Raw genomic sequence first — 13,156 nt, 5'->3', positions numbered from 1 at the left:
TTTCTTATTAAAACTAATAAATTAGTTTTTTTCTAATAACTATTATTTAGCATAACAGGCATCACCAACATTAAAACATCTTCATTTTCATCATTGGTCTGGGGAATTAAAAGTCCAGCTCTATTTGGTGTTGAAAGTTCTAGCGTAACTTCATCACCACTTAAATTACTCAACATTTCAATTAAAAAGCGTGCGTTAAAGCCTATTTCGAGGTCTTCGCCATCATATTGGCAGCTTAAACGCTCATGTGCTTCGTTAGCAAAATCCAAATCCTCTGAAGAGATATTTAATTCGCTTCCACTAATTTTCAATCTTACCTGGTGTGTTGTTTTATTCGCAAAAATTACAACCCTACGAAGTGTGTTTAAAAACAAGCTTCTGTCTATAATTAGTTTATTAGGGTTATTGGTTGGAATTACTGCCTCATAATCTGGATAGCGCTCGTCTATTAAACGACACACTAAATTGATATTTTCAAACTTAAAGAAAGCACTTGTTGCATTATAATCTACTGATACATTAATATCAGTTGAAGGTAAAGCAGCTTTTAAAAGTGTTAACGCTTTTTTAGGAAGAATAAATGATGTTGCTTTATCCGCTTTGCTATCCATACGGCGATACCTCACCAATTTATGTGCATCGGTAGCTACAAAGGTAATGTGCTGAGGAGATAACTGACAGAATACACCTGTCATAGCTGGGCGCAACTCATCATTACTTACTGCAAAAATAGTCTTTGTAATGGCTTCAGTTAAAACTGATGCAGGTAAGTTTACAGAAGAAGCGTTTTCTACTACGGGAATCTTTGGAAAATCATCCCCATTTTCACCACTCAATTTATATTTACCATCTCCAGCACTGATCTCGATCGCAAAAGTACTATCATCGATATTAAATGCGATGGGTTGATCTGGCAATGTTTTAAGCGTATCTAATAAAATTTTAGATGGAACAGCCACTTTACCTTCTTCCTTGGATTCTACAGCTAAAGCAGTTGTCATGCTGGTTTGCAGATCGGTAGCAGAGATAGTTAAGTTTCCATCTTTAATTTCGAAAAGAAAATTTTCTAATATAGGCAAAACCGTACTGCTGCTTGATGCACCATTTACGGTTTGTAAGTGTTTTAATAGAGTTGATGTGGATACAATAAATCTCATGATATTATTTAGTCTTCTTCAAAAATATAAAAATTATTTAGCGTACTTGTATTTGCGGTGATAATGTTGAAAAATCGCAAAGAATATTAACAATAGCAAGGGTGCCACCACATTTATAAATTGCCATTTCGATTTTTCGAGCTTAATTTTGGCTTTATCCAACAATCTAATTTTTACTTCTTTATTTCGTAGCGCAATTAAGTTGTCGTTATCTGTAAAATAATCAACAATATTGAGCAATAAAGCCTTATTGCCAAAAGTACGCTGCGAATAACGATCGAAACCTAAGGGAAAGGGAGTTCCATTTTGCTCCGATACCTGGTTTTTAAAAATATCGCCATCTCCTATCACGATCATTTTAGCCGGTTTGCTTGTACTTTCCAGGGTATAAGGCTGTGTAATGGTAGCCGGTAAAGGTCTCCCAGCAAAAACCGATGGAAAATTACCTTCTAACATTAAACCAACCTGCTGTGGTTTACTTTGGAAAGACCGCGGATCTAATTGTTCGCTTACCATTTGCAAGCTAAACAATTTCGGCACATTATATACTTTATTGTAAGGAGATGTAGCTAAAATATACGATTTCTGTACGCCTTTAACGCCAATAGTATCTACTGTACTTGGAAATTCAGATTTTACACCATCCAACTTTTTCACCACACTTTCAGCTGTATCGGGTAATAAAATCGGGTAATAAATCCAAGGCACCAATTGCATTTGGTTTTGCCCGCCTACAACACCTGTAGAAACCGGAATCTCGGCACTGTTTGCCGGATCGGCAATAATATCATAATTAACCCTAGCTCCATACATAAAGAGCATATCATCCAGGTTTAAATTACTGTTAACGGCCATTTGACCACTTTTTCCTCGCAAACTATCCAATTCGGCATTTACCTGATCAATACTCCAAAGGACCCTCCCACCGTTCATTACAAAATAATTGATTTTGTATTTCTCGGTTTCTGTAAAAGGTTTCTTAGGCTTGGCGATAATCAACATTTTCAACTTATCAAGCCCTGCTTTATCAATACTATTTAAATCAATACGGCCAACCAAATAACTGCTAGATAGAGAGTGAATAGCATCAGCCAGTTGCAAATCGGAAAGTTCGCCATTTGATTCTGAGAAGCCAATCCGAGGGTTATCACCCGAAAGTACTTTCTTTAAACTAGAAGTAAAAATATATTCCAGATTTTCAATAGAGCGGTTTATATTGTCTTCGTAATTTCCGCGGGTATCTAAATTTTGAAAGAGTTTAATGGGAAATTCCTTTCCTTCACTTTCCATCATGGCCATCGGAAATACAAGTTTCTGCGTTAATCCACTTTCAGTTTTAACACTTAAATTGGTCGCTTCTATTCCTCTTTCGTACAAATTATTGATCACTGTATCTTGATCGGCCTGATTAAGCCCTGCTAAAGGGTCAACAAAAACCACCTTGACCTCGGTTTTAGCATAAGCCTGATAATCAGATAAAATATCCGAGACCGCAGCCTGCAGCCGTTTAAAAGCAGGTGGTAACTCTCCCGCTAAAAACACAGTAATGATTACCGGTTTTTCATTTTGCTCCAATAAAGATTTCGTTTTATCACTTAAAGTAAAGCGTTTATCAGCAGTAAAATCAAAACGATAAAAAACATGCTGACCTACAAAATTTAAAATAATTAATGCGGCAATAACGATGATAGAATTTACCCATTTATTTTTCAGCTTCATTATCGTTTCCCTCCCATTATTATTTTAGTGACAAACAAAAACAGCACTGAAAAAGTGACAAAGTAAATGAGATCTCTGGTATCTAAAACACCACGGCTTATCGAAGTATAATGTTGATTAATCCCTAAACTGCTCATGATATTCTCAATACCTTGAAATGCAGCAAGCTGACTGCTATAATCGAAACCTAAAAAAGCGAATGCACATAAAGCTGCGCTGATAACAAAAGCAATCACCTGATTTTTAGTCAGTGCAGACGAGAAAACACCAATCGAGGTAAAGGCAGCACCTAATAAAAATAAACCGATATAAGAGCCAGTAACCGATCCTGAATCGATATTCCCTTCAGGAAAGCCCAGCTTTGAAATGCTATAGTAATAAATTAACGTTGGGATTAGGGCAAATAATACCAAAACCAAACTCGCTAAATACTTTGCTACGATGATCTGCCAGATCTGAATGGGGCGGGTAATTAAAAGCTCGTAGGTTCCCTCTCTCCGCTCTTCGGCAAAAGAGCGCATCGTAATGGCTGGAATAAGAAACATAAAAAGATAAGGAACCAAACTGAAAAAACCATCAAGTTCGGCATAACCATAATCAAGTATAGAGGTATCAGGAAAAAACCAAAGTAACAGGCCAGAAACCAATAGAAAAATGCCAATGGTAATATAAGCAACCATCGAACTTAAGAAACTGAATAACTCGCGTTTAAAAACTGCGTACATGTGCTATTAAAACGCCGAAGTTAACCATTTATTCCTGCAAATTTAAAAGGAATTGATTAAATGAATGTATTATCAAATCAGTGATATTTAAATTTAAAAAGAGGCCTTATTATAAATTTCGAATTGTTATCCTGAGGGATAATTTATTTTATAAAAATCAATATGAGTGACGTGTAATTGATTTCTTTTTCCATACACCACGGTCTCGGCTCGCCGCCGCCGAAGGGCTCTTTCTTTTTGGCATCAAAAAGAAACAAAAAATGCCGGCTGAAAATTTTTCTTTTGAAGCCAGTTGTACGGCAAGAACAGTACAGCCCGAAAAATTTGTTAGGCCGGATTTAAGTAGAACGGGGATACCGTGCTATGGCCTAGCTGGATGGAAATGCAAAAGCAGTTAAAATACTGATTAATAATGATTTGTAAAATAACGTCAATGATAGCCTGTCGAAGGACTTGGTTGAATAACCTTTTATGTGTTTCGACAGGCTCTCCGTAGGAGTCCTTTGGACAACATGACAGAACTTGAGGAGGAATTTTCTTTATGTTAAATCCTCTTCATAATTTCTCGATTCGGTTTAGAAAGAAAAACCTACACCCACAGAGAAAACTTTATTTTTAAAGGTAATCTCGTCTGAGAGATCAGTATCTGCAACGCTGCTTAACCCCAATCCGTAGCCAGCATGGATATTAAAGCCGTTATTTAATTGGTAACCTGCTAAAAAGTTTAAACCAAAATCAGTCCGTTTAAATTCTGATTCTGCTTCGCCAAATTTAATATCTTCTTTTATCGACCCGTATTTACCATTTGCACTTAATGCATAAGCAAAATATGGCCCTGCACCCAGAAACACTTTACCAGAGCTTCCTACTTTAAAATTCGCCAATAAGTTTACCGGCAACTCCAGATATTTAAAATTTAATGTTGCCTCTTCAGTAGTTGTAATGTCATTATCTTCAAAGTCAATGTCGCCGCTGGCCAGTTTTGTTCCTTTGTTTATAAAAGTTAAACCAGGTTGAATTGAAATTACATCAGACAGTACAAATTCGGCTGTACCGCCAACATAATAAGATGTTTTTGCATCAAAACTTACCGATGTGCTTCCTGATGAGATGGTCATGTTTGGAAAGGCCACCCCGGCTTTTACGCCAAAAATTACAGGTTTGTTTGATTGAGCTGAAGCTGCAAAGCCTAAACCTGCAACTGTTAATAAAGATAATACTAGTTTTTTCATCTGATTTTTCATGTTTTCAATGGTGATGAAGCTATCATGATTTTGCAAATCATGATGGTTTCATCTGATTTTTTTGAGAGTTTTTTTGAAAATTATTTTTTAGTTTCCGTGCCTTCGCATACCAAGCGAAAACAGTGCAGTAATAGACAAACTAATTTAATAGTTAAAATTTTATTTTCTAAGGCTCACACCTTAAATAGCTGATAAACAACAAAGCCCCCAACTTCTTGGAGGCTTTTGAATGAATTATGTTTTTTATTACAAACCGAATGCAAATGCAGCACGTAAGCCGATAAAGCCTGTAGAACCACCATTTCCTGACCAGTTTTCGTAACGTAAACCGAAATCTAAACTAGATTTATCAGCAACAGAAAACGATGCACCTAAAGTTGGAGCAATTGCAAATAAAGTGCTGCCACCTGTTTCAGTACTAATTGCTGCGCCTAGTTCACCAGCACCATAAAAGTTGCCACCAAAATAATATTTGGCACCAGCTTTTAATGGAATAACACCATAACTAGTTTTTTGCCCAAGAGCCTTCAGAAAATCTTTTGCATCTCCTGTAGCCATTAATGATAAATAACCAGCAGAACCAGTTAAATTTAAATCTTTTGCTACGGGATGTTCGTATTGTAATGAACCGCCTACGATTAAGGTATTAGAATTTTTTTCTGTTGGTAAACCAAACTCAGCACCGATGCTTAGTTTTTGAACCGCTCCTTCTGTTTGAGCTGAAGCTGCAAAGCCTAGGCCTGCAACCATTAATAAAGAAAGTAATACTTTTTTCATGTGATTTTTATTTATTGTTCGTTAATTATTTGTCGATTTTAGACAAGCATTATGCCAAAAACGTTACAAATAAAATAAAAAAGACAGAAATAAAGCCATAAACAACTGATTTACTGATTATTATACAAAATAATATAATTATTCCGAAAAGTTGTAATAACGCTAAAAAAGCATAATCATTGTATGTTTATCATGAATTAATTGAATAAAAAATAATAATTAGCCTTCATAATTATTAAATTATAATCCAAACATATAGGCAAATCTAATTCCAACAAAACCCTTGGTGTTTATTTTATTTAAATCGGAAAACTCATTTTTGCCTGTCCATGCTTCATATCTTATGCCTAAATCCAGTTTATTTTGGCCAGATAGTTTAAACTGATTTCCAATGCCAGGCGACCAAACAAATAAAGTTTTTTGTCCATTATTTAATGGCAATGCCGCACCTAGCTGCCCTTCTGCGTAAAAGCTTTCTCCCAGCTGATATTTCAAGCCAGCTTTAGCGGGGATATAAGTTAAATCCTGAACTTTAAGAAACTGGTTGCGTTTACCAAAAAAATTCATAAAACCTCCATTTAAGGATATGGCAAAATCTGAAGCTATCGGAAAATCAGCTTTTATTGATGCGCCCAAACCTATTCCGGATAAATTAACGAAGTTTCCCGATGGTAAACCTATTTCTGCACCAATACCAATACTGGTGGAGTTTTGGGCTTTCAATATACCAGGTGCTAAAAACAGAAGAGTTATTAGTGCATTTTTGATTTTTGGACGAAGCATGAATTAAGCAGTAAGTTTTCTAAAAATATCTTCTAATGATTGCTGTTGATGTATCTTTTTCAGGCCTTCGAGCGAATCTTTCGCTACGATTTTACCTTTGCTAATAATGATAATGTCATCACAAATGGCTTCCACCTCTTGCATGATGTGTGTAGAAATGACAACCGTTTTAGCTGCTCCTAATGTTTTAATTAGCTGCCTGATCTCAACCAGTTGGTTTGGATCTAAACCAGAAGTGGGTTCATCTAAAATTAAAACCGCTGGATTATGGATTATCGCCTGTGCCAGACCTACCCTTTGGCGGTACCCTTTAGATAACATACCGATTTTCTTATGCTGTTCTGGTGTTAAACCTACCATTTTGATTACTTCATCAATCCGCGCAGGCAAATTGTGAAGCTTATAAGTTTGGCCAACAAAATTTAAAAATTCCTTTACATACATATCAGCATAAAGCGGGGTATTTTCAGGTAGATAGCCAATATGCTTTTTAGCTTCGATAGCTTCTGAAAGAATGCTTTTACCAGAAATTTCAGCCTCACCAGATGTGGGTTCTAAATAACCGGTAAGCATACGCATGGTGGTAGATTTACCAGCTCCATTAGGGCCAAGAAAACCTAAAATACGACCTGGCTTGGCTTCAAAACTAATTGAATCGACCGCCTTTTGCTTATCGTAGTGTTTAGACAGATTTTTAACTGAAATACTCATTTTGTGTTTTTTACCACAGATTTGCACAGATAAACACAGATTTCATAATTGGCTAAACCATCTGTGTTCATCCTTTCCATCTGTGGTTAATTAATATGCGCTGAACTTATTTTTTTATTGTACCTAAACTTATCCAGTTCTTCTGATGCCTGTGGCAAATTATCTCCCGACAAAATATCTGCACCATTGTTAACCAAATGATAATAAACATTTTTTACAGGGCTGGCAATCGCACTTTTGTCGATATTTCCCATGGTACCTAAAATGGTGGTAATGCATTTGTTGTGCAGGTATTGGTACAATTCTTTCTGTGGAACAGAAACACCAACAAAAGCTACAATGCGGGAATTGGGAATACCCAAGCTATTTAAGCGTTTCAATTCTGCTTTCTTTTGAACGGAGGCTGAAATCATGAGTTCGGGTGCCAATTGATGTACCTCTTTAGCCTGATCTGCAGTATAGGTAATGATGATCGAATTACTTTCTACCTTATATTGTCTTACCTTTTCAATCACCTTGGCATAAGAAACGCCCTTTTTTAAATCGATCGTTAATAAAACCTTTCCTTTACTCCAGCTTAATACACTATCTAAAGTTGGGATTTTAAATTTTGTTTCTTTGCCCTCATCATCTTTAAGATTAAAAGCTTTTAACTCCTCGTAAGTATAATTGCCAATCGGCCCTTTTCCTGTCGAAGTGCGATCGAGCTTATCATCGTGCATAATCACCATTACCGAATCTTTACTATAAGCAATATCAAATTCGATAATTACTGGATTATACGTTGTGGCATTCTCGAATGTTTCGATGCAGTTTTCAGGAAAACCAGGCATTGGGCCACCACGATGAGCACTAATTAATGGAAAACGGTTTTCTGGCGACCACTTTAAGAATTGATATAACTCCGTTGGTGTATTAAACTTAATATATTGATGTTTTTTTTCTTCTGGTTTACATGAGGTAAAAACTGCAACAATGACCAAGAATAGCAAATGATGAAATTTCATGCTTCAAAAGTAGGAAAAAATGGAAGATGGAGGAGGTAAAATGGAATTCTTAAAATGGTTCACTACTTAATTGTTGAAATTGGTAATTGTGATGTGTATTTCAAATAAACAACAGTTTAAACAATTAACCTTCATGCAAAACCATTTTTGATGGCAAAAACAGCCAATCCTACCCGGGTTTTAAGTTCCAGTTTTTCGCATAACTGATCGCGATAGCTTTCTACAGTCCTTGGGCTACAGAACATTTTATCGGCTATTTCCTTATAATTAAGCTCGGTAACGGTGTATTTTAAGAACTCTTTCTCCCGATCTGAAATTTTGATCTCCATATCTTTGGTTTTATTCAGGCTGGAGAAAATAATTTTTGATGCCCAATCAGGATAAAAAAATCCGTTGATATTCAATTTTGTAAGTGCATTTTCGAGCTCTACTGGATGTGCATTTTTTAGCAGGTAGCCTTTAGCGCCATTGCTAACCATTTTAATCACGCTTTTTTCTTCACCCTGCATGCTCAAAGCCATTACTTTTACCTCCGGATGATGCGCGGTTACCCAGGCTACGGTTTCAAAACCATCCATAATGGGCATACTAATGTCTAAAAGTAAAATATCGGGGATTTTATTACTGTTTTCGAAGTTTTTAATTAACTCTTTTCCGTTTTCACAGACGTAGATAACCTCAAAGGCTGCAAAATTATCTATAATGCCCTGGAGTGCTTTTGCAATCAGGATATGATCATCAACAATAACTATAGTTTTTTTCATGCCGGGCCATTTAAAATAATAGTAAGTGTAGTGCCTAAATCGGGTTTGCTTTCTAAATTAAATTGTCCACCGATAATTTCGGCTCTTTTTTTCATGTTTTTTAATCCTATACCGTCAGAAGTGATTTTACCATAATCGAATCCTACTCCATCATCCTGTATTTTTAACGCTAAAAAAACTTCAGGAGAAGAATTTAATTGGATTTTAATATTGCTGCAATCCGCATGTTTTAAGCTGTTTTGAAGAAATTCTTGGGTTATCCTTAATAATACGTTCTTTTTCACAAACTCCAGATCTATACTTTCGAAATTGTATTGAAAGGTTACCTTACATTTTTTCAAAGCATTGAGGTTGTTCACTTCTTCCTGTATTAAAGTTACAATTTCATTTTCACTTATATTATCGTTAGTTAAATTTTTCGATAAACTTCTTAAATCTTGCAACGATGAATTAATGATCTGATAAATCTGCTCTATTCGGTTACTAACCTGTGGCACTTTATTTTCGTGTACCAATTGCTGGGTATAAAGGCTCACCAATGTTAATTTTTGCCCGATATTATCGTGTAATTCGCGGCCAATCTGCTGCATAGTGGCCTGTTGGATTTCTAACTGGGTAGTTAAAAGTTCCTTTTGGTGTATTTCATTGGTGATTTTGATTTCATTCAGATATTCTCTTTTCCGCTCTTTGTATTTTTTGATATAAACCATAATGGCGACTACAAAGAGCACAAAAAACAGGTTAAAAAGGATGATTGTAATTAAGAGTTCTGTTTTCCCCATATAAATGAAATTGAGAATAATACATACATAACTATACCCGAAACCAGAAAATAATCGAAATAAATATTCCAGATTTGGATATAAGCCCTCAATAATGAATAAAAGGTAAGAAAAGGTAATGTACCAATATAGAATAAGGTTACGCCCAAATTAATATAAAACATCCTATTTTCTTGAAAGTTAAGAATGTTAATTGAGTTTACCTGGTTATAATATTCTTTGATAACCAAAAACATTAAGAGTAAACATCCAAAAGTATAGTTAATGGAAAAATATATTTTACTTTCCTTAAAGAACAATCTACTTAGTATAAATGAGATTACGTACAATAAAGAGAGTATCCAAAATAGCCTTTTATCATTAAATGATTTCACGGCATAAAGCCAATAAAAAAAGATAAATTGAAAAGGGATAACGATATAATTATAATATTTTGTTTTCGAAAAACTAACATATTCACCTCCCCATTTCCCAATTACTTCACAGATAAAAATAATGATCAGATAATAGATAAAACACCTCCAATACTGCCCCTTTAATCGTTTAAAATAGCATAGTGCAATCAATGCAGCTCCTCCTTCAATCCAGAGAAAAATGTCGCTCAGAAATTTCTGGAAGTCGCTCATTTCATTACGATATTAATAAGTTTCTATTGCTGAATCAGCTGGTGGAATGGTTTGTCCATGGTTTTGAGCCATTACCTCCCGTGATTTACTATCCGAACTCATGGCCATCAAAGTGATTGGTTGTTCTTTTTCTCTTTCTTTTAGCGGAAAAGTAGCACGATCTAAAGGATTAAAGTCATAATCCTGGTAACTTCCATCACTGCTCTTCTTTTTTAAAGTAGGGATCATAACAAGTGTATGTTTCTGAGCATAATTTTTCCCTATCGATTTTTCATCTTCAAAACCGTCCCATTCGTTTTCTTTTGGATATGCAGCGTAATAAAAACGGATGCCCAGCGCCCCATCAGCAATACGGGGGTCTACTTTTTTGCTAAAAAATTCGATATCTGCAATAAATTTTTTCAAGGTTTTTAAACCGAAAGAAACAGAATGGGCATCGTTTACTCCCAATACTTTATTGATTGCTGCTAAATGGTTGTTGCGGTAATTATCTACCATTTTTTGAATTATTGCCGGATCCATGGTATTTGGATGCCCCCGCCTTTCATTTTTTTTCATAAGATCGATTAATTTTTGTAACAGATAATATGCCAGTACCCCACATAAAAATACGATAGCATAGCTAGGTAGATGTTGCATTTCCATAATTTTTAAGTTTTAATTAAAGTTAACCTTTATTCCCAAATGTGATAAAACTTTTATAGATAACAGATGGGGTTTTCCCCATATTTTATTGTTGTTTTTACTGCTTTTTATTTTGTTGCTTTCACCATTGATTTTTAGTGGTTTACCTACTATTTTTTCGCTGTAACTATTTCAATTTTGGGTATTGTTTAACACAAAGGAACAAGCCGAAAATCCTGAATAGAGTAGGCAAAACCTAAAACCTTAAAACCATGTCAAAAACCTTGAAAAAAGAAGAAAAAGTAGAGTACACAGGAAGATACCTAGTACTACTACCAGAAGGATCCAACACCTCCGATTCTATTAACCAGATCAATTCTATTAGTGGATTGAACCTAAAAAGCTCTTTAGAATTTGAAAACGAGTTTTTCACAGATAAAGATCTCGCTAAAACTGATGGTATCATACTAGACAAGCTAGGTATCGCTATCGTAAACGAAAAACCAAAAATTGAAAATTCAATCAGCAGTTTTGGCGAAAATGATATGATTGTAGAAAAAGAAAGAGTAGTTTACGCTATTGGAATGCTCGATGAAAGTACCCAAAATTATGTAGAGGGTTACAGAGATGCAGTAAACCAAATGACCAATGTATTAGTTGGAACCGAAACAGAAGATTACGACTATGAAGAGCAAGAATCTGAAGTAGAATCTGTTGGCGCTACCTGGGGATTAAAAGCAACTAATGTTGTGCCAACTAGCTTTTTAAGATACAACCCATACAATGGTGCCGGCATTAAAGTTGCCATATTGGATACAGGATTTGATTTCCATCACCCAGATTTTGCTGGCCGCCCTGTTGTTCATCAAAGTTTTATTAGTGGAGAAAGTACACAGGATGGACATGGCCACGGCACGCACTGTACTGGTACTGCCTGTGGTCCTTCTAGCTCGCCATCGGCAACAGAAAGATACGGGATTGCTTATGCTGCAAGTATTTATATCGGAAAAGTTTTAAGCAATGGTGGATCTGGTGGAGATGGAGGCATTCTTGCTGGCATTAACTGGGCCATTGCCAACCGTTGCGATGTGGTAAGCATGTCGTTAAGGGGCTTTGTAACCGGAGCGGGTTATTCTGCTGTTTTCGAAACCGCTGCTGCCCGGGCTTTAGCACAAGGCACTTTAATTATTGCTGCTGCAGGAAACGATTCGGCAAGGCCAGGCACTGTAAGACAGGTAATGCATCCTGCAAATTGTCCATCAATAATGGCTGTAGGTGCTGTAGATGTAAATATGAATGTAGCGGCTTTTTCTAACGGAGGCCTATACCCAACTTATGGTGCTGTAGATATTGCTGCTCCAGGTGTTAATGTTTACTCTTCTACAAAACTGCCTACTAAGTATGCTAGTTGGAATGGAACCAGTATGGCTACCCCTCATGTTGCAGGTATTGCCGCACTATGGGCACAAGCATCGGGTTTGAGGGGGATTAATTTGTGGAGAAAACTAACCTCAACAGCAAAAGCGTTATCTTTACCTGGTAGAGATGTAGGTGCAGGATTGGTACAAGCACCCACAAAAACAAGATTTATTAAATACCCTATTGATAGATTCCCGATTGATAAATTCCCAATTTTAGTTAATCCAAAATTCCCTATCGATCCAATTGGCCCAATAGAAAAAATAATAAGATGAAAACAAAATGGTTAATATCTGTAAAAGATGGAGCTATAAACCAAGTGGTTAACGAGTTAGGCAAAATAGGCATTAAAGATGCTGAAGCATTAAACTCAATTGGTGTAATTGTAATTGTTCCGGGCAATCATAAAATTGCAGATATCAAAAAAATTGAAGGCGTATTAAGTGTTGAAGAGGAAAGGGATATCAGCATTTAAGCCAACAAAAACCTAATCACTCTCTTAATTTTAAAATCGGTGTGACATTTAGTTGCACCGATTTTTATATATCTGAGTTAGGCCTGATTAGATAAAGCAAATGATTAGTAAAGGTGCTGTAGCACTTTATGGGGAGGGTTCAGTCGGGCTGTTTGCTATATCTTTTGCTACCTCTTCGACTCCGCTCAGGGAGACAGCAAAAGGATGCCGCTTCCATCCCGTTTAGCTACCATGGTTCGTTATGATAATCTTTTTTCTGCAATCTGCTATCGAACCGAAAATAGAAGCACTATAGTAGCCACCTAAACCTGATTGCAGCGAACACGAGTGTAACGAAGTAAAG

General features: G+C 36.0%; 13 protein-coding genes. 2 read left to right on the top strand and 11 right to left on the bottom strand.

Annotated elements, in window-relative coordinates; translation table 11 throughout:
- Positions 1-32: 32 nt before the first annotated feature.
- From dnaN to EZ456_RS03400, 11 genes are all read right to left on the bottom strand, one after another.
- On the bottom strand, positions 33-1,157 hold the full coding sequence (gene dnaN, locus EZ456_RS03455; protein ID WP_086545224.1) for a DNA polymerase III subunit beta: 1,125 nt from the start codon (positions 1,155-1,157) through the stop codon (positions 33-35).
- Between the two features lie 33 nt (positions 1,158-1,190).
- Positions 1,191-2,876 (bottom strand): gliding motility-associated ABC transporter substrate-binding protein GldG, encoded by a 1,686-nt coding sequence (gldG, locus tag EZ456_RS03450; protein WP_131527310.1) that lies wholly within the window; start codon positions 2,874-2,876, stop codon positions 1,191-1,193.
- Positions 2,876-3,601, bottom strand: coding sequence for a gliding motility-associated ABC transporter permease subunit GldF (gene gldF, locus EZ456_RS03445; RefSeq protein WP_131527308.1), 726 nt, complete (start codon positions 3,599-3,601; stop codon positions 2,876-2,878). The genes gldG and gldF overlap by 1 nt, the downstream gene beginning before the upstream one ends.
- Before the next feature lie 575 nt (positions 3,602-4,176).
- Positions 4,177-4,833, bottom strand: a complete 657-nt coding sequence (locus tag EZ456_RS03440) for a porin family protein (protein ID WP_165501227.1) — start codon at positions 4,831-4,833, stop codon at positions 4,177-4,179.
- Between the two features lie 258 nt (positions 4,834-5,091).
- The gene (locus tag EZ456_RS03435) at positions 5,092-5,622 is read right to left on the bottom strand and encodes a hypothetical protein (RefSeq protein WP_131527304.1); all 531 of its coding nucleotides are present in this window, start codon (positions 5,620-5,622) and stop codon (positions 5,092-5,094) included.
- A gap of 240 nt (positions 5,623-5,862) precedes the next feature.
- Positions 5,863-6,405, bottom strand: a complete 543-nt coding sequence (locus tag EZ456_RS25240; protein ID WP_131527302.1) for a hypothetical protein — start codon at positions 6,403-6,405, stop codon at positions 5,863-5,865.
- A 3-nt stretch (positions 6,406-6,408) separates the two neighbouring features.
- Positions 6,409-7,116, bottom strand: a complete 708-nt coding sequence (locus EZ456_RS03425) for an ATP-binding cassette domain-containing protein (protein WP_131527300.1) — start codon at positions 7,114-7,116, stop codon at positions 6,409-6,411.
- Positions 7,117-7,202: 86 nt separating this feature from the next.
- Positions 7,203-8,123, bottom strand: a complete 921-nt coding sequence (locus EZ456_RS03420; RefSeq protein WP_131527298.1) for a glycerophosphodiester phosphodiesterase family protein — start codon at positions 8,121-8,123, stop codon at positions 7,203-7,205.
- Positions 8,124-8,254: 131 nt separating this feature from the next.
- A complete protein-coding gene (locus EZ456_RS03415; protein WP_131527297.1) occupies positions 8,255-8,887 on the bottom strand; it encodes a response regulator transcription factor in 633 nt (210 codons plus the stop codon).
- Complete coding sequence (locus tag EZ456_RS03410) at positions 8,884-9,669, bottom strand: sensor histidine kinase (protein ID WP_131527296.1); 786 nt, start codon at positions 9,667-9,669, stop codon at positions 8,884-8,886. Before EZ456_RS03410 ends, EZ456_RS03415 begins: the two co-directional genes overlap by 4 nt.
- A gap of 638 nt (positions 9,670-10,307) precedes the next feature.
- Entirely contained in the window at positions 10,308-10,853 is a 546-nt protein-coding gene (locus EZ456_RS03400) for a hypothetical protein (RefSeq protein ID WP_131527294.1), read from the bottom strand.
- Between the two features lie 338 nt (positions 10,854-11,191).
- On the opposite strand from EZ456_RS03400, the gene EZ456_RS03395 reads away from it, so the two are divergent.
- The gene (locus EZ456_RS03395) at positions 11,192-12,613 is read left to right on the top strand and encodes a S8 family peptidase (RefSeq protein ID WP_131527293.1); all 1,422 of its coding nucleotides are present in this window, start codon (positions 11,192-11,194) and stop codon (positions 12,611-12,613) included.
- Positions 12,610-12,813 carry a hypothetical protein gene (locus tag EZ456_RS03390; protein ID WP_131527292.1) on the top strand — a complete coding sequence of 68 codons (204 nt, stop codon included), beginning with the start codon at positions 12,610-12,612 and terminating at the stop codon, positions 12,811-12,813. The genes EZ456_RS03395 and EZ456_RS03390 overlap by 4 nt, the downstream gene beginning before the upstream one ends.
- Positions 12,814-13,156: the final 343 nt, after the last annotated feature.

It is taken from the genome of Pedobacter psychrodurus, from assembly GCF_004331735.1.
Taxonomy (GTDB): domain Bacteria; phylum Bacteroidota; class Bacteroidia; order Sphingobacteriales; family Sphingobacteriaceae; genus Pedobacter; species Pedobacter psychrodurus.
This window is presented reverse-complemented; position numbering and strand designations above follow the sequence as displayed.

What these genes read in the sequence shown, in the direction of transcription:
- dnaN (WP_086545224.1), bottom strand. Translation starts at nt 1,157, where the DNA reads ATGAGATTTATTGTATCCACATCAACTCTATTAAAACACTTACAAACC.
- gldG (WP_131527310.1), bottom strand. Translation starts at nt 2,876, where the DNA reads ATGAAGCTGAAAAATAAATGGGTAAATTCTATCATCGTTATTGCCGCA.
- gldF (WP_131527308.1), bottom strand. Translation starts at nt 3,601, where the DNA reads ATGTACGCAGTTTTTAAACGCGAGTTATTCAGTTTCTTAAGTTCGATG.
- EZ456_RS03440 (WP_165501227.1), bottom strand. Translation starts at nt 4,833, where the DNA reads ATGAAAAAACTAGTATTATCTTTATTAACAGTTGCAGGTTTAGGCTTT.
- EZ456_RS03435 (WP_131527304.1), bottom strand. Translation starts at nt 5,622, where the DNA reads ATGAAAAAAGTATTACTTTCTTTATTAATGGTTGCAGGCCTAGGCTTT.
- EZ456_RS25240 (WP_131527302.1), bottom strand. Translation starts at nt 6,405, where the DNA reads ATGCTTCGTCCAAAAATCAAAAATGCACTAATAACTCTTCTGTTTTTA.
- EZ456_RS03425 (WP_131527300.1), bottom strand. Translation starts at nt 7,116, where the DNA reads ATGAGTATTTCAGTTAAAAATCTGTCTAAACACTACGATAAGCAAAAG.
- EZ456_RS03420 (WP_131527298.1), bottom strand. Translation starts at nt 8,123, where the DNA reads ATGAAATTTCATCATTTGCTATTCTTGGTCATTGTTGCAGTTTTTACC.
- EZ456_RS03415 (WP_131527297.1), bottom strand. Translation starts at nt 8,887, where the DNA reads ATGAAAAAAACTATAGTTATTGTTGATGATCATATCCTGATTGCAAAA.
- EZ456_RS03410 (WP_131527296.1), bottom strand. Translation starts at nt 9,669, where the DNA reads ATGGGGAAAACAGAACTCTTAATTACAATCATCCTTTTTAACCTGTTT.
- EZ456_RS03400 (WP_131527294.1), bottom strand. Translation starts at nt 10,853, where the DNA reads ATGAAAAAAAATGAAAGGCGGGGGCATCCAAATACCATGGATCCGGCA.
- EZ456_RS03395 (WP_131527293.1), top strand. Translation starts at nt 11,192, where the DNA reads ATGTCAAAAACCTTGAAAAAAGAAGAAAAAGTAGAGTACACAGGAAGA.
- EZ456_RS03390 (WP_131527292.1), top strand. Translation starts at nt 12,610, where the DNA reads ATGAAAACAAAATGGTTAATATCTGTAAAAGATGGAGCTATAAACCAA.